The 22765-nt window shown below is 34.6% G+C and carries 24 protein-coding genes and 6 pseudogenes; 18 read left to right on the top strand and 12 right to left on the bottom strand.

Annotation, left to right across the window (positions count from 1 at the left end; all coding sequences use genetic code 11):
- The first annotated feature begins 162 nt into the window (after positions 1-162).
- The 3 genes and pseudogenes from AACK98_RS04415 to AACK98_RS04405 all read left to right on the top strand — a co-directional run bounded on the left by AACK98_RS04415 (position 163) and on the right by AACK98_RS04405 (position 2840).
- Positions 163-1233, top strand: coding sequence for a transposase (locus AACK98_RS04415; RefSeq protein ID WP_339040287.1), 1071 nt, complete (start codon positions 163-165; stop codon positions 1231-1233).
- 70 nt (positions 1234-1303) lie between these two features.
- Positions 1304-1663: pseudogene (gene tnpA, locus AACK98_RS04410) on the top strand (IS200/IS605 family transposase); the annotation flags it as partial.
- Between the two features lie 385 nt (positions 1664-2048).
- Complete coding sequence (locus AACK98_RS04405; protein ID WP_410520018.1) at positions 2049-2840, top strand: cytochrome c1; 792 nt, start codon at positions 2049-2051, stop codon at positions 2838-2840.
- A gap of 178 nt (positions 2841-3018) precedes the next feature.
- Here AACK98_RS04405 and AACK98_RS04400 read toward each other — a convergent pair.
- Positions 3019-4014: pseudogene (locus AACK98_RS04400) on the bottom strand (IS481 family transposase).
- 218 nt (positions 4015-4232) lie between these two features.
- On the opposite strand from AACK98_RS04400, the pseudogene AACK98_RS08210 reads away from it, so the two are divergent.
- The 6 genes and pseudogenes from AACK98_RS08210 to AACK98_RS04375 all read left to right on the top strand — a co-directional run.
- A pseudogene (locus tag AACK98_RS08210) lies at positions 4233-4574 on the top strand (ankyrin repeat domain-containing protein); the annotation flags it as partial.
- A gap of 18 nt (positions 4575-4592) precedes the next feature.
- Entirely contained in the window at positions 4593-5309 is a 717-nt protein-coding gene (locus AACK98_RS04395; RefSeq protein WP_339040285.1) for an ankyrin repeat domain-containing protein, read from the top strand.
- A gap of 27 nt (positions 5310-5336) precedes the next feature.
- Entirely contained in the window at positions 5337-6815 is a 1479-nt protein-coding gene (locus AACK98_RS04390; protein WP_339040283.1) for a hypothetical protein, read from the top strand.
- 53 nt (positions 6816-6868) lie between these two features.
- A complete protein-coding gene (locus AACK98_RS04385; RefSeq protein ID WP_339040281.1) occupies positions 6869-7417 on the top strand; it encodes an ankyrin repeat domain-containing protein in 549 nt (182 codons plus the stop codon).
- 91 nt (positions 7418-7508) lie between these two features.
- Positions 7509-7994: an ankyrin repeat domain-containing protein gene (locus tag AACK98_RS04380; protein ID WP_339040279.1), complete on the top strand. Its 486-nt coding sequence runs from the start codon at positions 7509-7511 to the stop codon at positions 7992-7994.
- Positions 7987-9255, top strand: coding sequence for a hypothetical protein (locus AACK98_RS04375; RefSeq protein ID WP_339040277.1), 1269 nt, complete (start codon positions 7987-7989; stop codon positions 9253-9255). The genes AACK98_RS04380 and AACK98_RS04375 overlap by 8 nt, the downstream gene beginning before the upstream one ends.
- Positions 9256-9454: 199 nt before the next feature.
- On the opposite strand, the gene AACK98_RS04370 is transcribed toward AACK98_RS04375, so the two are convergent.
- Positions 9455-9718, bottom strand: coding sequence for a hypothetical protein (locus tag AACK98_RS04370; RefSeq protein WP_339040276.1), 264 nt, complete (start codon positions 9716-9718; stop codon positions 9455-9457).
- The gene (locus AACK98_RS08205) at positions 9684-9965 is read right to left on the bottom strand and encodes an IS630 transposase-related protein (RefSeq protein WP_410520017.1); all 282 of its coding nucleotides are present in this window, start codon (positions 9963-9965) and stop codon (positions 9684-9686) included. The genes AACK98_RS04370 and AACK98_RS08205 overlap by 35 nt, the downstream gene beginning before the upstream one ends.
- Positions 9966-10143: 178 nt before the next feature.
- On the opposite strand from AACK98_RS08205, the gene AACK98_RS04365 reads away from it, so the two are divergent.
- From AACK98_RS04365 to AACK98_RS04355, 3 genes are all read left to right on the top strand, one after another.
- On the top strand, positions 10144-10359 hold the full coding sequence (locus AACK98_RS04365; protein WP_339040274.1) for a hypothetical protein: 216 nt from the start codon (positions 10144-10146) through the stop codon (positions 10357-10359).
- Positions 10360-10386: 27 nt separating this feature from the next.
- Positions 10387-10722 (top strand): hypothetical protein, encoded by a 336-nt coding sequence (locus tag AACK98_RS04360; RefSeq protein ID WP_339040272.1) that lies wholly within the window; start codon positions 10387-10389, stop codon positions 10720-10722.
- Between the two features lie 137 nt (positions 10723-10859).
- Positions 10860-11730 (top strand): IS630 family transposase gene (locus AACK98_RS04355; protein WP_339040258.1). Its coding sequence is split into 2 segments (ribosomal slippage): positions 10860-11183 and positions 11185-11730, totalling 870 coding nucleotides; the frame shifts between segments, so codons are not numbered across the junction.
- Positions 11731-11777: 47 nt separating this feature from the next.
- Here AACK98_RS04355 and AACK98_RS04350 read toward each other — a convergent pair.
- From AACK98_RS04350 to AACK98_RS04340, 3 genes are read right to left on the bottom strand one after another with little or no spacing between them, the layout of a single operon-like run.
- Entirely contained in the window at positions 11778-12056 is a 279-nt protein-coding gene (locus AACK98_RS04350; RefSeq protein WP_339040270.1) for an IS1 family transposase, read from the bottom strand.
- A complete protein-coding gene (locus tag AACK98_RS04345) occupies positions 12019-12183 on the bottom strand; it encodes a hypothetical protein (protein ID WP_339040268.1) in 165 nt (54 codons plus the stop codon). Before AACK98_RS04345 ends, AACK98_RS04350 begins: the two co-directional genes overlap by 38 nt.
- Positions 12141-12434, bottom strand: coding sequence for a hypothetical protein (locus tag AACK98_RS04340; RefSeq protein WP_339040266.1), 294 nt, complete (start codon positions 12432-12434; stop codon positions 12141-12143). The genes AACK98_RS04345 and AACK98_RS04340 overlap by 43 nt, the downstream gene beginning before the upstream one ends.
- Positions 12435-12545: 111 nt before the next feature.
- Here AACK98_RS04340 and AACK98_RS04335 point away from each other — a divergent pair, with 111 nt between their 5' ends.
- The 5 genes from AACK98_RS04335 (at position 12546) to AACK98_RS04320 (ending at position 16320) form a co-directional block, all read left to right on the top strand.
- A complete protein-coding gene (locus tag AACK98_RS04335) occupies positions 12546-12701 on the top strand; it encodes a hypothetical protein (protein ID WP_339040264.1) in 156 nt (51 codons plus the stop codon).
- A gap of 722 nt (positions 12702-13423) precedes the next feature.
- Complete coding sequence (locus tag AACK98_RS04330; RefSeq protein ID WP_339040262.1) at positions 13424-14344, top strand: Rpn family recombination-promoting nuclease/putative transposase; 921 nt, start codon at positions 13424-13426, stop codon at positions 14342-14344.
- 388 nt (positions 14345-14732) lie between these two features.
- Positions 14733-14867, top strand: coding sequence for a transposase (locus AACK98_RS08200; RefSeq protein WP_410519966.1), 135 nt, complete (start codon positions 14733-14735; stop codon positions 14865-14867).
- 173 nt (positions 14868-15040) lie between these two features.
- Positions 15041-15211 carry a hypothetical protein gene (locus AACK98_RS04325; protein WP_339040260.1) on the top strand — a complete coding sequence of 57 codons (171 nt, stop codon included), beginning with the start codon at positions 15041-15043 and terminating at the stop codon, positions 15209-15211.
- Positions 15212-15449: 238 nt separating this feature from the next.
- Positions 15450-16320 (top strand): IS630 family transposase gene (locus AACK98_RS04320; RefSeq protein ID WP_339040258.1). Its coding sequence is split into 2 segments (ribosomal slippage): positions 15450-15773 and positions 15775-16320, totalling 870 coding nucleotides; the frame shifts between segments, so codons are not numbered across the junction.
- Positions 16321-16769: 449 nt separating this feature from the next.
- Here the strand turns inward: AACK98_RS04320 and AACK98_RS04315 are convergent.
- The 4 genes and pseudogenes from AACK98_RS04315 to AACK98_RS04300 all read right to left on the bottom strand — a co-directional run bounded on the left by AACK98_RS04315 (position 16770) and on the right by AACK98_RS04300 (position 20680).
- The gene (locus AACK98_RS04315) at positions 16770-17447 is read right to left on the bottom strand and encodes a glutathione S-transferase family protein (protein WP_339040256.1); all 678 of its coding nucleotides are present in this window, start codon (positions 17445-17447) and stop codon (positions 16770-16772) included.
- Positions 17428-18393 (bottom strand): 4-hydroxy-3-methylbut-2-enyl diphosphate reductase, encoded by a 966-nt coding sequence (ispH, locus tag AACK98_RS04310; protein ID WP_339040254.1) that lies wholly within the window; start codon positions 18391-18393, stop codon positions 17428-17430. Before ispH ends, AACK98_RS04315 begins: the two co-directional genes overlap by 20 nt.
- Positions 18394-18836: 443 nt before the next feature.
- Positions 18837-19238, bottom strand: a pseudogene (tnpA, locus tag AACK98_RS04305) (IS200/IS605 family transposase); the annotation flags it as partial.
- Positions 19239-19453: 215 nt separating this feature from the next.
- Complete coding sequence (locus tag AACK98_RS04300) at positions 19454-20680, bottom strand: dicarboxylate/amino acid:cation symporter (RefSeq protein ID WP_339040252.1); 1227 nt, start codon at positions 20678-20680, stop codon at positions 19454-19456.
- A 597-nt stretch (positions 20681-21277) separates the two neighbouring features.
- Here AACK98_RS04300 and tnpA (AACK98_RS04295) point away from each other — a divergent pair.
- A pseudogene (gene tnpA / locus AACK98_RS04295) lies at positions 21278-21613 on the top strand (IS200/IS605 family transposase); the annotation flags it as partial.
- 110 nt (positions 21614-21723) lie between these two features.
- On the opposite strand, the gene AACK98_RS04290 reads toward tnpA (AACK98_RS04295), so the two are convergent.
- Complete coding sequence (locus AACK98_RS04290; RefSeq protein ID WP_339040250.1) at positions 21724-22266, bottom strand: hypothetical protein; 543 nt, start codon at positions 22264-22266, stop codon at positions 21724-21726.
- Between the two features lie 18 nt (positions 22267-22284).
- Positions 22285-22377: pseudogene (locus AACK98_RS08195) on the bottom strand (zinc-ribbon domain-containing protein); the annotation flags it as partial.
- Positions 22378-22765 lie beyond the last annotated feature (388 nt).

The raw sequence follows: 22765 nt of genomic DNA, 5'->3' as shown, positions 1-22765 counted from the left end.
GTACTTTCTTGAGTGTTATAATGTCGAGTTTATGTAGTTATATGTGATATGGTTAACACCCTCGCCTTTAGGCGAACACTTTAGTATTAGTTACTCACCTTACGCAAAATTGACAAAATCAGTATAAAGGTAGTAAAAGTAAGCGAAATAAAAAAATAAAGTATGTCTAAGAAAATATTGGATATATATTCAGACTATTTAATTTGTCAAAATAAGTATGCAACAGCTACTGGTTTATCAGATTTATTGTCTGGAGATATAAGCCACGACAAGATTACAAAATATCTTAATTATGAAGATTTAGGATCAAAAGAATTATGGTTATACATCAAGCCAGAAATTAGGAAGCATGAGCTTAACAAGGGATGTGTTTTGATATTAGATGATTCAATAGAAGAGAAACCTTATACGGATGAAAATGAGATAGTAGCATGGCATCACTCTTATGCTAAAGGAAGGCATGTAAAGGGGATAAACATTTTATCGTGCTTAGTTTCGTATGGTGACGTAGTGCTTCCGTTTGGGTACGCACTCATTCGTAAAGATGTTAGTTTTTCTGATATTGAGACAGGAAAAGTACAGCGTAAATCTAGCATTAGCAAAAACCAACATTTTCGCAATCTCATAAAACGATCAACAGAGAACAAAGTGTTGTTTGAGCATATTTTAGCCGACAATTGGTTTGGTTCTAAAGAGAATATGGAATTCATAGAATCGCTTGGTAAAAAGTTTATTATAGGTATTAAATCAAATAGAATTATTGCATTATCATGTAAAGATAAAAAATTGGGGAAGTTTCAACAAATCTCATCATTAGATATGCAGGATGGAGAATCAAAGAAGGTATGGTTGAAAGGAGTATCTTTTGAAGTTTTACTAATCAAAAAAGTTTTCATAAACGAGGACGGATCAACTGGTATTCTATACCTTGCTTCTAATGATACAGAACATGATGCTGCCTATTTGTACGAAATCTATCAAAAACGATGGAGAATTGAGGAATATCACAAATCTATCAAAGAAAATACAAGCTTGGCAAAATCTCCAACGAAAAAGATGCGATCTCAAGCAAACCATATATTTGCTTCAATCGTAGCATTTTGCAAGTTAGAAATTATAAAGGTTGCCACTGCAACCAATCATTTTGCTATTAAATATAAATTGTTAGTAGCAGCGAATATAGCATCTATGAATGAATTGATAAATTTACGCAAAAATAATGCTCTTGCGTAAGGTGAGTTAGTTATCTAGGAAATGTGCTAAGGGAGGACGAATGGAATATAGGAGATGATCCCACAGCCTATATGACCTAAAGTATCATATAGTATTTTGTACTAAGTATAGGTATAGAGTTTTAACTGGGCAAGTTGCGATTAGAACTAGGGAAGTAATCCGAGAAATATGTGCTGCTAATTACATAAATATAATTAGTGGCAGTATGAGTCCTGATCACGTACATATATTAGCATTGGTTCCGCCTAGTATATCAATATCTAAAGCTGTGCAATATATTAAAGGTATAAGTAGTCGTAAGTTGCTACAGGAATTTGCACTGCTCCGTAAGCGGTATTGGGGGACAACATCTTTGGGCCAGAGGGTATTTTGTTGTGACAGTTGGCAATGTGAATTCAGAAGAAGTGCAAAAATATATAGAACAGCATGAGGAACATCACAAAAAAGATGATTTTAGAATATCAGAGTTTTAGCGTTTACGCTTTTAATCTGCTTTGCAAGCGTTACACAAACTACCGCGCTTTAGCCGGTAGTAATTTGATACCTTGATACTTCTATTTGTGAGAGACAAGCTTGACATTTTATAAGCACTGAGCTTTTCTCTATATATAAGTTTTTGATGATGCTAAACTACTTTTTTCCATTTTAGAAATACTGTGTTAGCTTCAGTTTTGACTTACTCGCTTGCTTTTTAGTTTGTCTACTTATCATTTTGTTATAGTGGTAATAATTATTTGTGCTTTTGTTGTAAACGCGGCAAGCATAAACTCTGGGCCAGTTGGTACGTGTGTTTATTATGTAAATATAATATGTATATGCTGAACTTGTTTTCTATAAGTGTCAGAGCTTTGTTCTGCTTCTTTCTTATTGCTTGTTGTGCATTTAGTATATCACTGGCAAGTGAACATATAGAATTGAAGAAGGAGAAATGGAAATTCGATGGGCCATTTGGAACATTTGATAGACAGGCAATCCAAAGGGGTTTTAAAGTATATAGGGAAGTTTGTTCTGCTTGTCATGCGGTAAGCAGACTATCATTTAGAAATCTAATGGAAATCGGTTTTTCCAAAGAAGAAGCTGATTCGATAGCATCAGATTATACTGTTGAAGATGGGCCAGATGATTCAGGCGCGATGTTTCAAAGACCAGCTAAAATTTTTGATCACCTGCCTGCTCCTTTCGAAAATGAGAAGGCTGCAAGAGCGGCGAATAATGGCGCATACCCTCCAGATTTATCGCTGATTATTAAAGCAAGGGAAGGGGATGCAGATTATGTTTATTCCATACTGACTGGATATAAAAAAGATGTTCCACCTTCAATTGTGCTTGGAGATGGTATGCATTACAATCCTTACTTTCAGTCAGAGCAAATCGCAATGCCTCCTCCACTTTTATCTGACGGACAGGTTGACTATACAGATGGAACAAATCCAACGATTGATCAAATGGCCATGGATGTTGTAAATTTTTTGCAATGGGTTGCTGAACCTGAGATGGAACAGCGTAAATCTCTTGGTGTGAGAGTGATTATCTTTACAATAATATTTACTCTTATCATGTATCTTGCGAAGAGGCGTATATGGTCCAGGCTTCATAAAAAAGATTGAGTGCCTATAGCAATTGATTTGCTTGCGCACATGAATTTTTGGCGGAGAGACTAAGTTGTATGCACAGCAGAAGTCTCAGAAGAGATGACTTATAAAGGCTGCGCCTTGCTATAAACTTTTAAAAACGTTGTTGTGACTTGTAGAAGTCAAGATTTGATCTTACAGACAGTTATAAATTTTATATCTGCTTGTCAGTTAAGTTTCGACTGTCAGATATGTAACTGAGATACAAGATTTCATTATTCTTTTCCACAGCTAACTTTTTACTATCCAAAAAAGTTTGCATAGGTGTTTTTCCATAACAATATTTACCAGAATGAGGTCTTTCATTGTTGAAATATTCTAACCAAATATCAAGATCTAATTGCAAGTCATCCAATGATGTATAAATCTTTTTACGCATAGCTGTATCAAAGAATTCTTGTTTCATAGTTTTATTAAAACGTTCACACATACCATTAGTTTGAGGTGAATATGCTTTAGTTGTTGTATGCTCTATACCTTCTATACTGAGAAATAACTCAAAAGCATGATGTTCTATATTTCCCTTATATTCTCCTCCACGATCTGTAAGAATACGAAGCATCGGTATCCCTTGACTCTCATACCATGGTAACACTCGATCATTTAGCATATCAGCAGCAGTAATCGCAGTTTTGTCAGTATACAGTTTAGCATCAGCAAATCTACTGTAGCTATCAATAAATACCTGAGCATAAACCTTTCCTATCCCTTTGAAATTGCCTACATAATATGTGTCTTGGCAACCTAAATAACCTGGATGTTGTGTCTCAATTTCTCCATGTGCTTCTTTTTCATTACGGCGTTTCTCTAGTACTTGCAGCTGTGCTTCGGTCAATATAATACCATCTTGGGCCATCTTAGCTTCTAAGGCTTTCAATCTTTTATTGATATTATTCAAATCATTACGTAACCAAATCGATCTTACTCCTCCAGGAGAAACAAGTATACCACTCTTCTTCAGCTCATTTGATATACTCTAAGTTGTCCATATGCTGTACTCTATCGCCATATCAACTACTGCTTTTTCTACTGCAGGATCTACTCTATTAGCGATTATTGGCTTCTTGCGACTTATCTCGTATAGCGCTTCTTCTCCTCCTGTTTCATATAGTTCTTTAAATCTGTAATAGCTATCTCTACTATAACACATTGCCTTACATGCAGATTATATACTACCAAGGCTTTTTGCCAATTCAAGTAAACCTAGTTTCGGTTTGATGATTTTTTGATTTAAGTTCATTGCTTATCTCCATTTAATAACTAATTTAATTTACTAAATGTAAGATAAAATGTCGACTAATACACAAAGTAGAAAGCTTACTTGATCTGAAAAATCGCTATGACAATACAGTATTGCATGTTGCTGCTATGTATAATAAATACTCTATGCAATTTTTGATAAAAGCATTTCCAGCAAGAGTATCAGACTTACTTATAGAAAAAGAGTGCTACGGCATGAGTGTGCTGCACTCGATTGTTCAGTATAATCCAGACGCGCTAGAGCTCTTGGTAGATACATCCTCAGAAAAAATAGCAAACTTGCTTCAGTTGACGACAAATCAGGGCAACACAGTACTGCACGCAGCTGCCAAAAATAGTATAAAATCACTAAAAATTTTGATAGAAAAATTCCCAAAACAAGTCCAAAACTTACTTAGAGTACAAAATAATAATGGCGACACACCGTTGCACTGGATTGCTCACTTCAATCAAGAATCTATATACCTCGTGATAGAACATTTTCCACAAACAATAAAAAGTTTACTTGGAGTACAAAATAATGATCATGAAACGCTGCTAAACTTGATTGCAAAGCATAATCACGAATTATTAAATATTTTGATAGAAAAATTTCCAGAGGAAGTCAAGAGCTTACTTGGAATGAAAACAAAGTACTCTGGTGGCACTGTGCTACATATTGCTGCGGCTAACAATAAAGAATCACTAAAAGTTTTGATAGAAAAATTCCCAAAACAAGTCGAAAGCTTGCTTATTGAGAAATCTGGAGCAAGCAAAACAGTACTAGATGCTGCAAAGAAGAATCCTGGTGCAAATCAGATAATATGGGATTTCTTGTATTCTAAATCAAAAAAGGAAGAGAAATTACTTGAAGCTAAAGATCATGTTAGCGAAATCGACAGAAAATTTTACTTTGATGCATTGAAGGATGCATCATCACTTAAAATCCTTATATCAAAGCTATCCGACAAACAAGTGCAAGAATTATTAAGCATGACATATGGAGAGCAAAATACATCGTGGCACATTACTGCTCGACATAATGCAGACTCTCTACTGTTTTTAGCAGAAAAATTTTTAGCTGGAAAAAGTGCAGATGAAGTACGAAAAATACTTGAGCTGAAAAATAGAAGTGGCGATACAGTACTGCACTTAGTAATTCAATATAATGAAGCATCACTAATACCATTAATAGAAAATTTTTAAGAAGATATAATTAGAGATTTATTTAAAGTGCAAAATTTCTTTGGCGACACAGTGGTGCACTTAGCTGCTGCTGAACGTAAGAAAGGATCACTCGAACCCTATATATTTCAAATGATAAATTTCTCTGGCGACACAGCAATATACTTAGATGCTGTTAAACATAAGAAAGACTCATCACTCGAACTCTTGATACAAATTTACCCACATATCATTGATGAATCGCTGGCTGACAAAAGCGTAATATTGATGAATATAGCAAATGATGCTTCGCATACGTTACTAATTAAATTTTCAGAGGGTAATAAGATACACGGCGCAGAAGTTGGAATTTCCATCCCAGGGATTCCTGATGTGCTTTCTTATTATTATCAAGATCAGGTGAGTCTTTTGCTAAAACTTAGGCTTGAGGATGCAAAGCCAGGTGCACTAAACTCAGTTGATGTGCTTGAGGCAAGCTATATTCTTCAAGAAAATAATAGTGATGATGTGGCTGCTAAGCTCTCATCATTTATCTTAGCTTCTGCCAAAGAGACAATACTAATGCCGCTTAACATAGGTGGAAGTCATTTAGTTGGAATTGCAGCTAAAAAAAAACATGGCGATAAAGTTGTGCTCCACTATATGGATTCTGAATTGAATCCACTGCCAGAATCGCTTTTTGCAAAAGTTAGAGCAGAGCTAGAATCTAGAGTTTATTCTACGGAGCGAGTAATAGCAGAAATAGAAAAACAAAACTACAGTAATTGCGGCCCTGAAGTTATAGAAAATTTAACTGCATTTGCAAGCGGGAAGACGCGCACTTCACAAGAAAAAGCAATACCAAAACATTCCACTCTATTTGAAGAGTATTTGCTGAAAGATTCTAGCAAAGGGGAAAGCACAGATGATAGTAGTGCACATGAAAGCATAATCAAAAGCATGCCAGTACTTTCTGAAAGTGCAACTATTTTAGGCAATATGCTTTTCTATAAAATATCCAGAGTATCTGACATGAAGAAAAGTATTGAACTGAATATTGCAAATACCGATCTTCTTGTGGATGCGAAAACGCAAGCGCAGCTTATTTACTACTATAATACTGGTGAATTACTTCCTAGTGCTCGCAGCATGCTTGAAAGAAATTCAGCTGCAATCCAGGAACATTATAAATTCTCTATTGTCAATGAGACATTTCAAGTTTCCATGCCAGATACTTTAATTACGGATGGAAAACTGGAAGCGCAAGTATTGCATTATCTTAGGAGTGGCGAGTTATTTGAAAGCGCTCGCTCTGCGCTTGAGAGTGGCGCTGTCAGAGTTATAAATCAATCTTCTACTGTTTCCGAAGAAGAAGTGGAAAATACTGTACCACTGATAGCGCTATTACCTAGCTATATACAGGCTTCTAATAAAATGTCACACAATGATAGTGGTGAGGCTCTGGAATTTTCTGAAGAACACCATACAAACGATACTACAGGTGGATTATTTGACAGTTTCTTAGCTTATTTGCCAAGCTTTAGTTAAAAGCTTTTATACCTATTGCACTTTAAATTTTAAAAATTGATAGCAGGTGGTTTATGAAAAGTAGGTTTATTAGAAGTAATACATCAAGTGGTTTGCTCACATATCAAGAGCTATGTAGTGCCGCAAGTAAAGATGCTAGCGTGCTAGAAAATTTGATACAAGGCTATAAAGAACAAGTAGATGAACTGCTGGATAGAGAGCCTTTTTCTGGGAATACTATTCTACACTTTGCGGCGCAGTATTATCCAGATTCACTAGAGCTTTTGATAGACGTATTTGGAGAGAAATTACTAGAAGTGCAAAATGCAGATGGACACACAGCTGCACACTATGCTGCAAGGTATAATCTAGAGTCATTAGCGCTCCTGATAAATAGATTTGGAGAGAAAGTGTTTGCTACGAAAAATGACTTTGGGAACACAGCTCTGCACTTTGCTGCTAAGCATAATATAAACTCACTTGCACTCTTCATAAAGAAATTTGGAGATAAAGTTCTTGATGTGAAAAATGACGATGGCGAAACTATTCTGCACATAACCGCCATGCGAAGCGAAGCAGCGCTAGCACTGCTGATGGATGAGTTTGGAGAGAGTGCTAAATGAACGAAATAGTGATGGTAACACAGCACTGAGTTATGCTGCTATGCATAATAAAGATTCATTAAAAGTCTTGATAGATAGGTTTGGATAGAAAGTGCTAGAGGTAATAGATAACCGTGGGAATACAGTTCTACATCTTGCTGCTGCGTATAACAAATACTCATTAGAACTTTTGATAGAGACATTTAGAGAAGTTATAGGAAGCTTACTTGAGCTGCAAAATGATAATGGCAGTACAGTGCCGTACGCTGCTGCTCGCTGGAAACCAGCTTCCCTTGAGTTATTAATAAAGGCATTTCCGGAAAAAGTAGCAAAATTGCTTGAAGCACAAGACAAAAAAGGCAACACAGCGCTGCACTTAGCTATAAAGCATAATTCTGCTGCACTAAAACTCCTGATAAAGGAGTTTAAAGAAGGGATAGCAAGTTTGATTGAGATAAAAAATAATGACGGGGGACACAGTACTGCACTTAGCTACTATACATGGAGCAAATCTACTAAAACTCTTTCTAGAAGCATTTCCAGAGAAAGTCAAAAGCTTACTGTATCAAGAAAATATGCGAGGTCAAACAGTGTTTAATTTGGCTGATTATAATTCACGTCAGCTAATAAATGATTTCCTCAGTAATAAGATACACGGTGCAGAAAGCGGAATTTCCATCCCAGGGATTCCTGATGTGCTTTCTTATTATTATCAAGATCAGGTGAGTCTTTTGCTAAAACTGCGGCTTGAGGATGCAAAGCCAGGTGCAGTAAATTCAGTTGATATGCTTGAGGCAAATTATACTTTAAGAGAAAATAATAGTGATGATGTGGCTGCTAAGCTATCATCATTTATCTTAGCTTCTGCGAAAGAGACAATACTAATGCCGCTTAACATAGGTGGAAGTCATTTAGTTGGAATTGCAGCTAGGAAATATGACGACAGAGTTGTGCTCCACTACATGGATTCTGAACGCAATCCACTGCCAGAATCGCTTTTTGCAAAAGTTAGAGCAGAGCTAGAATCTAGAGGTTATTCTACGGAGCAAGTAATAGCAGAAATAGAAAAACAAAAATACAGCAACTGCGGCCCTGAAGTTATAGAAAATTTAACTGCATTTGCAAGCGGAAAGACGCGCACTTCACAAGAAAAAGCAATACCAAAACATTCCACTCTATTTGAAGAGTATTTGCTGAAAGATTCTAGCAAAGGGGAAAGCACAGATGATAGTAGTGCACATGAAAGCATAATCAAAAGTATGCCAGTACTTTCTGAAAGTGCAACTATTTTAGGCAATATGCTTTTCTATAAAATATCCAGAGTATCTGACATGAAGAAAAGTATTGAACTGAATATTGCAAATACCGATCTTCTTGTGGATGCGAAAACGCAAGCGCAGCTTATTTACTACTATAATACTGGTGAATTACTTCCTAGTGCTCGCAATATGCTTGAAAGAAATTCAGCTGCAATCCAGGAACATTATAAATTCTTTATTACCAATGAGACATTTCAAGTTTCCATGCCAGATACTTTAATTAAGGATGGAAAACTGGAAGCGCAAGTATTACATTATCTTAGGAGTGGCGAGTTATTTGAAAGCGCTCGCTCTGCGCTTGAGAGTGGCGCTGTCAGAGTTATAAATCAATCTTCTACTGTTTCCGAAGAAGAAGTGGAAAATACAGTGCAGCTGCAAAGTCTCATGCGCATGCCAAGTAGAGAATCATACAATGATAGTGGTGAGACTCTGGAATTTTCTGAAGAACACCATACAAACGATACTACAGGTGTATTATTTGAGAGTTTCTTAGATTCTACAGTTCATTTTAATCACAACAACGCTTCTGAAATTGTATAAGAGAAAGTATCAGATTTTGATTCTATCGACCTAACCATCATTTTTCCTGATCTATAGCGTTTTTTTGCAAAAGCTGAAAAACCCTAGTTCATAATATGTTTCTACATTCGAAACATATTATGTATATCTAGGAGGAGTAAATTTATCAGCTTTTAATAAAACAATATATTCAAGTTGCATAGCGCTTATTAATTTTATTTTAATAATGTGATATGTCTGAACTGGAACCATTAATATTTCCATATACTTTCTCTCCTCTTGGTGCTCTACCATATGCTCTAAATATACGGTTATCAACACCAGATTCATCTATATAAACTATAGTAGAAGTATTTATAGATGAGATTCTTTCTTTGAATGCAGACCTCTTAACTTCATCACGTTCTTTGTATAGTGTGATCTTTTTTTTAGCGTAATTTTCAATCGCTTTAATACTTCCATACCTTTGAAGAATGTAGTCCAACGCCTAACCCTATCTCCCTTAGCGTATCATCATGGCGAGCCTTGATGTAATCCAATATGACTTCATCTGAAACCTTCCTACTGTAATTGCTCCTTTGTTTGGTGCGCAAAGAACCTGAACGATGAAGACGTAGCCAACGATATACTGTATCAAGACCTATAGCAAAGGCAGCAGAACTCTTACTACCTCCTCGCTCAATATATGAAATAACCTTTTCTCTTAACTCAAGTGAATAATAGCGGCCCATATAACTCAATAACATATCTCTTATTTATTTCACAGATAATGTAACATTATCTTTTATTAATTGATAGGAGATATACTAGACATCTTGCATAACCTCATTCTGAGGTAGAAATTCTTATAGAGTAGATTTTTGCAAAACGTCACCAAACAATGATCCACGTGAGTGTTTTTATGTTTTAGTGACAATCAAATCACAGTTTGGAACAGGTTATGCAAGAGGTCTACTATATTCTAAGGGCTCAAGCTTTGAGATTTATTTCGTTAATTCTGGGACTTATGAGCGAAATCAGCTGAAGTATAGTGACTTTGTAAGTGATGACTTTATAGCTGCTTTAAATGAGCAATTAAAGGCAAAGACAGTAAGCTACAGGGGTAATATAGGAAATAAAAGCTAATGCTAGAGACTTCAGCCAAAAGGTGCGATGGCACAAGCCGATAACACAGCAAGTAAATGTAAGAAGCATTACAGTTATCCTATAGCATCTGCATTTACTAAGGTAATGATGGAGATATACAATGAAGCTGTGGAAGCTTTTAAAATGTGCAACAATTACTATTATGATACCAAGAAAATGCAGCAAATTGTTCAGTCAAAGTATAGTGAAGTATTAGCAAATTCTGATGTTAGAATGTTTGCATACAAACTTTCGATTAGCATTTATGACACTTCGCTTGGAATGATGCACCAAATTTCCAAGACGATAATTTCCATGCTAAGGCCTAAAATAACACGAGATGGAAGCATAGTATTTCCTTGATTTGAGTTTATGTCGCATGTAAAAGAGAGGATAGATAAGGTGTTGGAGAGATCAAATATAGCATAAGTGACTAAGATACTGACAAAAGTTAGGAATTAAGATATAAAAAGTGAGTATGAAATAAAAAGCATAAAATTATGGCAAGAGCATATCCAATAGAACTTAGGGTAAGAGTAATAGAAGCATTAGAAAATGGTGCAAGAATCACTAAAGTGAGTAAACTATTTAGAGTGAGTCGTGATACTATCTATAAGTGGAAAATTCTGCAAGATAAGCACGGTTCTTTGAAAGCAGCAAGTGGTTATCAAAAAGGTCACAGTCATAAGATCAAAAATCTAGAAGATTTTAAAGAATTTTTTGAATTAAATATTGCTATGACATCAAAAGAACTAGCAAAGAAGTGGTGTAATATATCACCTACAACGATCTTACAGGCGATAAAAAAACTTGGTTATAGCTATAAAAAAAACTCATCTTCATCCGAAAAGAGATATTCCGTTAAGACATGAATTTATTGAAAAGATAAAAACCATCACAAGAGATAAAATAGTATATCTTGATGAATCTGGAATAGAAGATAATGCTTGTAAAGGATATGGTTGTAGTATTTTAGGAGAAAGGTGCTATGGGGAAAAGGTGTATCAACATAAAACTAGAATAAGTATGATAGCTGGTCTTTGTAATTGTAATCTTATTGCTCCCGTAATATTTGAGGGTAATTGCAATAAAGAGGTCTTTGAAGCTTATATTAGGGAGATGTTAATTAAAGAATTAAAACCTGGACAAACTGTTGTTATGGATAACATTAACTTCCATAAGAATCCTAAAGTGAAAGAGTTAATTGAATCTGTGGGTTGTTACATATTATTTTTACCAACTTACTCTCCTGATTTAAATCCTATAGAGCATTACTGGTTTAAGATAAAAAATGAAATTAGAAAAACTATAGATTTATTTGATACTCTTTATGATGCTGTTTTTAATACAATTAAATTGTCAGCACCTTAGTCACTTATGCTATATATCGAAAAAAGGAATTGAAAAAGTGAGAGTTTTCACATAAAGATAGATAAGAGCTGTTCTTGATATTGTTTGAATATTTGTGTAATAGTAAGAGCGCACCAAAGCTTGATGGATCTGTATACCATTGACTCTTTTTTAGAAACGATTTTAGTGCGCCGTGTCATTCGGCATAAATGATGTCGCGTGTTGCTATTATCTCTCTCGATACATACTGTGCCAGACTTTCCAATTGTATGACGCTCTTTGGGTAAAATTTTAGAAAAAGCATCCCAATCATCCGTATAAAAATGACATTCTTTCAGATGACTCACTTTTTGTAGAGCTTTTGGAATGTTGCAGTATCACGATTGCCTGTAACCCAGGCAACGGTTCTCCTTGTACTACGATCAACTGCCTTAATGATCCAAAGCTTGTTTTTTTGAACCAATAAAATGCCACATCTCGTCGAATTCCATCTCCATAATATCCGAAGAGACAACTGGCTCCTGAGTCTTGCCCATCGCCTCTACTACCCAGCGATAAATTATGGACGGCGAATGCCCTAATATCTTGCATAACATAGAAAAAGAGCCATTACCAAGACTATATAGCATAACGCATAATGCTTTCTTAACAGCTGTTTGAGGCTTCTTGCCCAGATCGCCCTCAACAAAATTTAGAACATGATCTGCACTTATAACGCTGTACACCCCTCATAATGCCATTCTTTACAAAGATATCAGAGCAACATCCCTTACAACAAACCATAAAACCACTCTTTAGTTTTTAAAAAAGTGATCATATCATACTTCTATCTAATTGTGAAAACTCTCGAAAAAGTTATAAGTGACGAATATATAGCGTACGATTTCTCAGATAGATATGAGCAGCTATACATGCATCAACATCTAGAAGATATGTTGCCTAGAAGCAAGTGCAATGCACTCGTAATGCTTCTTACGCCATATAGAATCTAAAGTCTAAATTAAATGTAAAGTGGCCTCTAGCGCAGGCACGAAATCTGTGCTAGAGTGCCTCTCCCTGATCTTGTGGTAATTTTCTATATTTATCTCTAAAATACTTCAAATAGTTGTTAGCAACTTCTTTTTAAGCAATCAAAAATCGACATCGAAATATTGAAATTAATGTGAGTTTTTAGACTCAATAAATGAAATAATTCTTATATAAATCATTAATATTTTATATTTATTTGATAAATCTGTAATATACACCTTTTGGTAGATTAATGTTATTTTCATCCAATTTGAAAGCTGATTTTGCAACATTATTTTCCCTAATTGGCCTAAAATAAGCTATTTATGCGCCTTACAAGAGAATTATGCTTTTATACAGGTGATAATCAGAATTAATCAAAAGTACGCGCCCCAAAAGTCTCGGAAGCGGCATGAAATGCTGCTTAGAGTTTCAAAATGGCGCTTTCAATCCGTAAGAAAATGTTATAAAAGACCCAAAAACCTTACGGATTTTGTGAAAGTAGTGTTTTGAGGCGCTGGGGCAATTAGTATATCCAAAAGTTAACGCAGGGTCGAGTCCTGTGCTAAACATTTCACTTCTCCACAAAAATTGATTTGTGCAAGCAAATCAATTTTTGGCAGTGGACTAGATATTTTCTGCATTTTAAGCTACAATATGCAGTATGCGTTTATCATAATCAAACATTGCATAAAAAAAGCAACAAATGTCACTTTCCAAATATCTAGATCCTAAAAATGATGTTGCGTTTAAGAAGATCTTTGGCACTGAAAAGAACAAGGATATTCTGATACATTTCATCAATGATGTTTTGGAAATGAGAGGACTAAATAAGATCCAGTCTGTGGAGTTCTTGAGCCCTGTTCAAGATCCAGAAATCGCATATCAAAAGCAATCTGTTGTTGATGTGCTTTGCAAAGACGCAAGTGGCGTTCAATATATAATAGAAATGCAAATCTCTCCAAGCAAAGGTTTTGAGAAAAGAGCGCAGTATTATGCAGCTAAAGCTTATGGAAGGCAGGCAGCAAGAGGGTCTGATGGAATGGGCCTTTATTGCAATTTAAAGAAAATAATCTTTATAGCCATTTTAGACTGCGTGCTTTTTCCAGAGAAAGTAGGTTATAAATCAGATCATATTATTCTAGACAAAGTTACTTACGAAAATGACTTAAAAGATTTCTCATTTACGTTTATTGAGCTGCCAAAATTTAAGAAGAAGCCAGGAGATAAGCTAGATAACATCTTGCAAAAGTGGTGTTATTTCTTTAAGTATGCAGATCAAACATCTGAGTCTGATTTGCAACAGATAATAGAAAGCGATTTAATAATCAAAAGAGCATATGAAGCACTAGACCAGTTTGGCTGGTCAGAGCAAGAGTTGCTGTCATATGAAGAGCAGCAAAAACGTATCCTAGATCATCAATCTATGCTAGACGCGGCTCTGGATAAAGGAATGAATATAGGTCTTGAGAAAGGTAAACTAGAAGGTAAGCTGGAAGGTAAACTAGAAGAGAAAGAAGCATTTGCCATGCGCTTGCTTGCTAAGAATGCTGATATCCAGTTTATTTCAGAAGTTACGGAACTTTCTGAAGCAGAAATACTTAAGCTAAAATCCAAGAAACCCTAAGTGAGATATCGCGAATTATTATCGGTATTCGTCTTTTAGCTTGTACGCGCGCCAGAAGTCTCAGAAGTGGTGTAAAATGCTGTTTAAAGTGTCAAAATAGTATTTTAAATCCGTAAGAAAATGTTATAAAAGACCCAAAAACCTTATGGATTTGTATTATATGCCAGGAGAAGAAGTGAAAATTAATAATACTCAAAGTAGAATATTTGAAGAGAGATTATCTGATAGTTTGAATCCACAACATAAGTTATATAAATTAAGATCGAAAGTTGATTGATGTGCTCTTTTTGGAGCGAATTTTTGGTAAAGTTTCTGCGAAACGATATGGTAGAAGCCGTAAAGACCGTCGTGTTATGCTAGGGTTGTTTATGCTGCAAAGCCATTTCAAATGCCTCTGATTGTTATACCGAGGAGTGGCCTTCAGGAAAATGCATATTGGCAGTATTTTTGTGGATATGACTATTTCAAAAATGACATAATTGTATCTGAAAGTTGCATAAGAAGATTTCGTCAAGATCTGTAAAAATAACATATGAAAGAGGTTTTTGCATAAACGTACTGTTTTGTCGATGATTTTATGAAAGATCTATTGATCCGTATTGCCGGGAATTAGCACATTAGTGGCTCAATTTTAATTGGCAACTCGCGCTATATAGTTTCCATGAATCTGCTGTTGAGTGCATAGGCAAAGGCAAGTTGCACAAACCATATGAATTCGGCAACAAGGTTGGTATAGCGGTGAGTGGTAGAAGTAATTTCATAGTTGGAATTAAGTCATTTCATGGCAATCCATACGATGGACATACCTTATCTGAGGTGGTTGATGAGGCGAAAAAGGTTGCAGAAGATCCAAAAAGATATTTGTAGACCTTGGCTACCGAGGTAATAATTTCAAGTCAAAAAGCAAAGTATATACGCCATATACCAAGAAAAGCCTTAGTTTTTCTGATAAAAAGATAATGAAGCGAAGAAGTGCAATTGAGCCTATAATCGGAAATTTGAAGCATTTTGGTTGCCTTGGACGTATAGCATAAGTGACTAAGATACTGACAAAAGTTAGGAATTAAGATATAAAAAGTGAGTATGAAATAAAAAGCATAAAATTATGGCAAGAGCATATCCAATAGAACTTAGGGTAAGAGTAATAGAAGCATTAGAAAATGGTGCAAGAATCACTAAAGTGAGTAAACTATTTAGAGTGAGTCGTGATACTATCTATAAGTGGAAAATTCTGCAAGATAAGCACGGTTCTTTGAAAGCAGCAAGTGGTTATCAAAAAGGTCACAGTCATAAGATCAAAAATCTAGAAGATTTTAAAGAATTTTTTGAATTAAATATTGCTATGACATCAAAAGAACTAGCAAAGAAGTGGTGTAATATATCACCTACAACGATCTTACAGGCGATAAAAAAACTTGGTTATAGCTATAAAAAAAACTCATCTTCATCCGAAAAGAGATATTCCGTTAAGACATGAATTTATTGAAAAGATAAAAACCATCACAAGAGATAAAATAGTATATCTTGATGAATCTGGAATAGAAGATAATGCTTGTAAAGGATATGGTTGTAGTATTTTAGGAGAAAGGTGCTATGGGGAAAAGGTGTATCAACATAAAACTAGAATAAGTATGATAGCTGGTCTTTGTAATTGTAATCTTATTGCTCCCGTAATATTTGAGGGTAATTGCAATAAAGAGGTCTTTGAAGCTTATATTAGGGAGATGTTAATTAAAGAATTAAAACCTGGACAAACTGTTGTTATGGATAACATTAACTTCCATAAGAATCCTAAAGTGAAAGAGTTAATTGAATCTGTGGGTTGTTACATATTATTTTTACCAACTTACTCTCCTGATTTAAATCCTATAGAGCATTACTGGTTTAAGATAAAAAATGAAATTAGAAAAACTATAGATTTATTTGATACTCTTTATGATGCTGTTTTTAATACAATTAAATTGTCAGCACCTTAGTCACTTATGCTATAATTATATGCGAGGGATAATATGAGACATAATAAACCCATTTATATCAGCCATAGGTATGAATCTGAAGGCTATAGGACGCACATTATCTGGCTAATCACCTGAATTTAAACAGATAAAAATCAAATGCCACAAAGTGGCAATAGAGGACGCATGCTTAAAACGCAGCATTTTGCACGCATTACAGACATTTTTCTCATTCTGCCATAAAAAAATCACAGCAAATTGACACAGATACCGTCAGCTGAGCAACAAAACATATAATAAACAATACACAGTTGTACCAAGGTATTTCAAAAGCTAAAATGCATACTTTTGCCGGATGGACTACAAAAATTAGCCTTTAGAACTGCCATGCGCTAATTTTCTGATATATTAATTGGTCCTGTGCCACAAATGCTACTTTCACAAAATCCAGCAGAAAAAATGGCAAAAATTTAAAAATCTGGATCTAGATAGTGAGATGGCGGCATTATATGTTGCACATCATCTAACAATACAGATCTGAAGCTTGACCTTGATTTTATCAATGCATACCAAGATTTTGTCTTTTTACTATGCTCCCACGGAACATCATTAACCATATCTAGAATTGATAGTTGAGCAGCAGCAGCATAATCTGCAAGAGTCACGTGTGATCCGCATAGATAGTGTTCTTCTTGTAACAAGAAAGATATATAATCTAAATGATATAGAATATTTTTCTTAGCAGCTCTTATAGCTGCAGAATTAGGCATAGAGTGTGTATTATTCCTATCTACAATCTTTAGTATCTTCTCTGATAATATATACCTTGTCACTTCATCATAAAATTTCTTGTCAAACCAACTGCACACTCTTCTGATGTAAGCATCTTTTATCTTATCATTAGTAAACATAGAGCGTTCAGTGAACTCTGCTTCTATATACTCAAATATAGCATAATTACTTGATATGACACTTCCATCTTGTAAAACAAGTACAGGTGTTTCTGCTGCAGGGTTCAAAGATAAAAAATCATCTCCTCTTTCCCAGTACTTGACTTCAATTAATCTAAAATCTACTTTTTTTTCATTTAATATGCTTCTTGCCTTTCTTGAGAAAGGACAGACTTTGCTATAATATACTTTCAACATTTGATACAGAATCCAGCTGTTTCGGTAATTTAAATTTAATATTTTCTTCAATATCCCCGATCATATTTACATTTGTATCATAATAGTTTGATAATAGCATCAGTAAGTTTTGTAGCAATATATCAGGTGCAGAAGCACCAGCTGTTATACCAAGTGTCTGAACATTATCAAGTATTTCTAGCTTAAGATTTGATGCATCATCTATTAAATAAGAAGGTTTATTGCATGTAGCACCCAAATCTCTCAATCTATTGGAATTAGAGCTGTTTTTTGCCCCTATTACAAGGAGCGCATCTATCATCGGCAGTATCGCTTTTACAGCATTTTGCCTATTTTGTGTTGCATAGCATATATCCTTAACATCTGGTCCTTCTAAGTTTTTGAATTTGCTATGCAAAGCAGTGATTATCGATTTTGTATCATCAATACTAAGCGTAGTTTGTGTTGCATACGCAAGTGGCTCATATGTATCGAAATTCAGATCATTTACATCATCAATACTTTCAACAATATATACATGATTTTTTATTCTACCACTTGTTCCTATTACTTCTGGATGGTTTGAATGTCCTATTAATATAACTTTTCTATGGTTATTATTATGTCTTTTTACAGCATAATGTACCTTCTTTACAAGCGGACATGTAGCATCAATCACATTAAGGTTACGTTTATCTGATTCATCCTCGCAAGATTCAGGTACTCCATGAGCTGAGAATATTGTAACAGCTCTTTCAGGAATATGACTTATATCCTCAACAAAGATAGCACCCTTAGCTTTTAAACTATCTACAACGTATTTATTATGTACAATCTCGTGCTTAACATACACTGGTGGTCCATATTTATCTATTGCACGCTCAACTATTTCGATAGCTCTTTCTACACCAGCACAAAGACCCCTCGGGTTTGCTAGCACAACGTTCAGCTTTCTTTTGCTATTCATTTCATTATACCTATGAAGACTTTGCCTATTTTTTCAGCGGCACTACAACAATTAAGAAAACCTAAACCACAACGGATGCAACACTATCATAGAAGTCATGATCTTAAAACAGAAAATTATTTTATAATGTGCAACTTATTTAAATATGTATGTGTGAAAATTAAATCATCGTTGCATCATAATCTAAGAAGCACAAGGGTTTATAAGTAGTATTTTTGCAAGTATCAGAAATTAATATATCCAAAAAATAGCGCAGAGTAGCTCTAAAAGCTAATTTCTATACATTTAACTTTCCGCAAAAATTGATTTACGCAAGCAAATCGACTTATGACTGGTATGCTAAGTCAAAAGCGGCATTCTTAAAGTTTTAGAAATATCAATTACTACCGGCTAAAGCGCGGTAGTTTGTGTAACGCTTGCAAAGCAGATTAAAAGCGTAAACGCTAAAACTCTGATATTCTAAAATCATCTTTTTTTTGATGTTCCTCATACTGTTCTATATATTTTTGCACTTCTTCTGAATTCACATTGCCAACTGTCACAACAAAATACCCTCTGGCCCAAAGATGTTGTCCACAATACCGCTTACGGAGCAGTGCAAATTCCTGTAGCAACTTACGACTACTTATACCTTTAATATATTGCACAGCTTTAGATATTGATATACTAGGCGGAACCAATGCTAATATATGTACGTGATCAGGACTCATACTGCCACTAATTATATTTATGTAATTAGCAGCACATATTTCTCGGATTACTTCCCTAGTTCTAATCGCAACTTGCCTAGTTAAAACTCTATACCTATACTTAGTACAAAATACTATATGATACTTTAGGTCATATAGGCTGTGGGATCATCTCCTATATTCCATTCGTCCTCCCTTAGCACATTTCCTAGATAACTAATACTAAAGTGTTCGCCTAAAGGCAAGGGTGTTAACCATATCACATATAACTACATAAAATGCAGCTATTGTTGTAAGTCACTACCAAAGTTGTAAAATAGTATACCGCAAGTAAGTAAAGAGTTAGTGAATAAGTCATTGGTGCAAAGGTTCTAAAATACCTTATTCTTGATATCTTCAAGTTTTGCATAATAGCGTTTCTTATCCAGTGTATTTTCTAGTTTATCTACGATAACAGTTACTGCACAGTCACCAGTAATATTTATAGTAGTACGGATCATATCTAGAATTCTATCTATCCCTATGATAATTGATATACACTCAAGCGGGATTCCAACAGAAGAAAGAACCATACTCATCATTACAATTCCGCCTCCTGGAAATCCCGCAGCTCCTATAGAGCCTATGGTAGCAGTAAATATTACAACGCAATATTGTGCTGGCGTTAAAGTCATTCCTATTATTTGTGCAAAAAACACTGTTGTAATGCCAAGGTATATTGCAGTTGCATCCATATTCATTGAAGCGCCGAGTGGCAAAACGAAACCAACAGTCTCTTTTGAAACACCTAGCTTGTTATGTACATCTTGCATTGAGAGTGCAAGAGTTGCTTTGCTGCTAGAGGTAGCAAATGCCATAGTTTGAATATCAACCATTTTTCTATAGAATGGCCATGGTTTTAGACCGACTATTGATAATAACACACCAAATATCATATATTGTGTAAATAGTGCTGCAAGAACAACATATAAGAACTTGCTTAGAGCTACCATTACACCAAGACCATGTTCTCCTATAACCCAAGCCATTATTGCAAAAACACCATACGGAGTTAGCTTGATTATCAGCTCTATCATCTTAAATACAAGATGTGCTGCAGATGATACAAAGTTTTTTACCTCGCGACCTCGTTCACCTATTAGTACTAAACAAAACCCCGTAAAAAAAGCAAACACAACTATTTGCAGAGTATTAGATGTTGCCATAGCCTCTATTGGGTTACTTGGGATAATATTCATCAATATATCTGAAAGCTCTTTTGTTTTTTCGTGCTTATTTGGATCTATCTCAAGGTTAATATTTATGCCGATTCCCGGCTTAAAAAAAGATGCGAAAAGTAGCCCAGTTGTAACTGCAAATATGGTAGTACAACTGTATATGCTAAGTGCCTTCAATCCAACTCGTCCTAGTGTTGAGGCATCAGATATATTTGTTACTCCATAGAGTACAGCAAAAAATATAAGTGGTACTATTACCATTTTTAGGCAGTTGATATATATAGTGCCTATTGGTTTTAGAATTTCAGCATCTTTGCCAAATATAAAACCGCAAATTGCTCCCAAAACCATACCAATTATTACTTTGTGCCATAACTTCAAACTCATAAATACGCTCCGTAAATCCTGCAAAAATGCAAAATACAAAATATAAAATAAATGAAGGCTAGATTTAAACTCGTTGTCTTAAATAATCTATACACTTCTATTTTTCTAATTGAACAAAATTTTTTATAATTGTCATAATACCTATACACTATACAAATAAACACTTACTATCCTTACATAACCCAAGTTGTGGATTAATAACGCGAGTGTGTATAGCAGATTTTTTTGTAATACAAAGAGTGTATTTTGCTACTTTAATAATGGCTTGTAGCATATCTACTCCGCAAAAATCGTTGAGTTTTATATTTCTAAAACTTTAAGAAGGTAGCTCATGACTCAATTTTCGCACATATTTAGACGAGTTGCCAATTATAAAATAATTGGAAGCTCGCGTTACATAAGTCGCATGCTCCAAAAAAACAAAACTACAAGAGCAAAATATGCTCTATAGTCGCATATAACACAAATTTTTATGTAGTTATATGTGATATGGTTAAGACCCTCGCCTTTAGGCGAACACTTTAGTATTAGTTATCTAGGAAATGTGCTAAGGGAGGACGAATGGAATATAGGAGATGATCCCACAGCCTATATGACCTAAAGTATCATATAGTATTTTGTACTAAGTATAGGTATAGAGTTTTAACTGGGCAAGTTGCGATTAGAACTAGGGAAGTAATCCGAGAAATATGTGCTGCTAATTACATAAATATAATTAGTGGCAGTATGAGTCCTGATCACGTACATATATTAGCATTGGTTCCGCCTAGTATATCAATATCTAAAGCTGTGCAATATATTAAAGGTATAAGTAGTCGTAAGTTGCTACAGGAAGTTGGCAATGTGAATTCAGAAGAAGTGCAAAAATATATAGAACAGCATGAGGAACATCACAAAAAAGATGATTTTAGAATATCAGAGTTTTAGCGTTTACGCTTTTAATCTGCTTTGCAAGCGTTACACAAACTACCGCGCTTTAGCCGGTAGTAATTGATAGTAAAATTTTATAAAATCACTAAAAAGAAGAGAAAGTAATTCTACTGAGTATTATATATAATCTCTTGTTGATAAGTACCATTATTTTCATCATATAGTACAATCAAAATATTCGAAGGGTTATCAGATACTTCAATTGATGTAACAACCTTATACGAGTTTTGAGCGGATAATTCAATATTTGGATTCATTCTAAAATATCCAATTCCTTTATTATGTATATCTCGTACCACTATTTTGATACGTTTAATTACTTTTGTTAAATTTGTTTGGTTTACAATTTCAAATTGAATTTTTAAATATGATCTATAAGTGTCATTTTCAATATTACCTTTGTTCTCTCTATATAATGTCAAATGCTCTATTGATATGCCTTGATTTTCAACATTTTCACTGAAATTAAAAATATTTTTTTCATGGCTATAAAATGAAAACGCATAATACAAGCTTAATACAGTTAAAAATAGTGCTACAGCCCAGGCGATTTTTTTAGTAGTATTTTTCCCTTTACATCTTGTATTTAATGCAAGAATAGCGGAGTTTTCTTTTACAGCTGTTTTCGTATGTAATTCACTTCCTGGCATGTAAAGCCACTCATGCCCACAAATACTGCAGCGCAAAAATCTGCCGCTCGTTGTAACTTGGTCGCCAGCGATTAAAAACTTCGTGTTGCAATTTTCACATTCTATAATCATTCTTCTGTTTGCTTTTGTTGAAGATGAAATGTATTTATTGTTGCAAAATAGATAAGTTGCACCTTACAAATCCAAGTTATCATAAAATAGTTTTATTTCATGAGCACATATGCTTTGTTCACAATGCATAGCAAAAACTCCGCTGTACAATATATAGCATATATCAAATTGAATAAATTTCGTATCTTTTCAGAGTTTGAATGATGAATATTCATATCATAATGTATTAAGTCATACGAGCAGAAATTTAGTGTGTATACTCATCATACTTTTCAAAATTAGCGATCTTACAGATAGTTCGTTATATATTTATATACTTCTCCAAAGCTCTTCCTAGCTCTTTTGGAAGTCTAATTTTATATGTGCAAAAGTTCAAATACCCAACTCT

Source organism: Candidatus Lariskella endosymbiont of Hedychridium roseum (assembly GCF_964020185.1).
Classification (GTDB): Bacteria; Pseudomonadota; Alphaproteobacteria; order Rickettsiales; family Midichloriaceae; genus Lariskella.
The sequence above is the reverse complement of the archived record's forward strand: the minus strand, read 5'-3'. Positions and strand labels throughout refer to the sequence as shown.

Bases quoted from the DNA above. Each gene is read 5' to 3' on its own strand.
- AACK98_RS04415 (WP_339040287.1), top strand. From the start codon at position 163: ATGTCTAAGAAAATATTGGATATATATTCAGACTATTTAATTTGTCAA.
- AACK98_RS04405 (WP_410520018.1), top strand. From the start codon at position 2,049: ATGCTGAACTTGTTTTCTATAAGTGTCAGAGCTTTGTTCTGCTTCTTT.
- AACK98_RS04385 (WP_339040281.1), top strand. From the start codon at position 6,869: ATGAAAAGTAGGTTTATTAGAAGTAATACATCAAGTGGTTTGCTCACA.
- AACK98_RS08205 (WP_410520017.1), bottom strand. From the start codon at position 9,965: ATGGGCCGCTATTATTCACTTGAGTTAAGAGAAAAGGTTATTTCATAT.
- AACK98_RS04360 (WP_339040272.1), top strand. From the start codon at position 10,387: ATGGCACAAGCCGATAACACAGCAAGTAAATGTAAGAAGCATTACAGT.
- AACK98_RS04330 (WP_339040262.1), top strand. From the start codon at position 13,424: ATGTCACTTTCCAAATATCTAGATCCTAAAAATGATGTTGCGTTTAAG.
- AACK98_RS08200 (WP_410519966.1), top strand. From the start codon at position 14,733: ATGCCTCTGATTGTTATACCGAGGAGTGGCCTTCAGGAAAATGCATAT.
- AACK98_RS04315 (WP_339040256.1), bottom strand. From the start codon at position 17,447: ATGTTGAAAGTATATTATAGCAAAGTCTGTCCTTTCTCAAGAAAGGCA.
- ispH (WP_339040254.1), bottom strand. From the start codon at position 18,393: ATGAATAGCAAAAGAAAGCTGAACGTTGTGCTAGCAAACCCGAGGGGT.
- AACK98_RS04290 (WP_339040250.1), bottom strand. From the start codon at position 22,266: ATGCCAGGAAGTGAATTACATACGAAAACAGCTGTAAAAGAAAACTCC.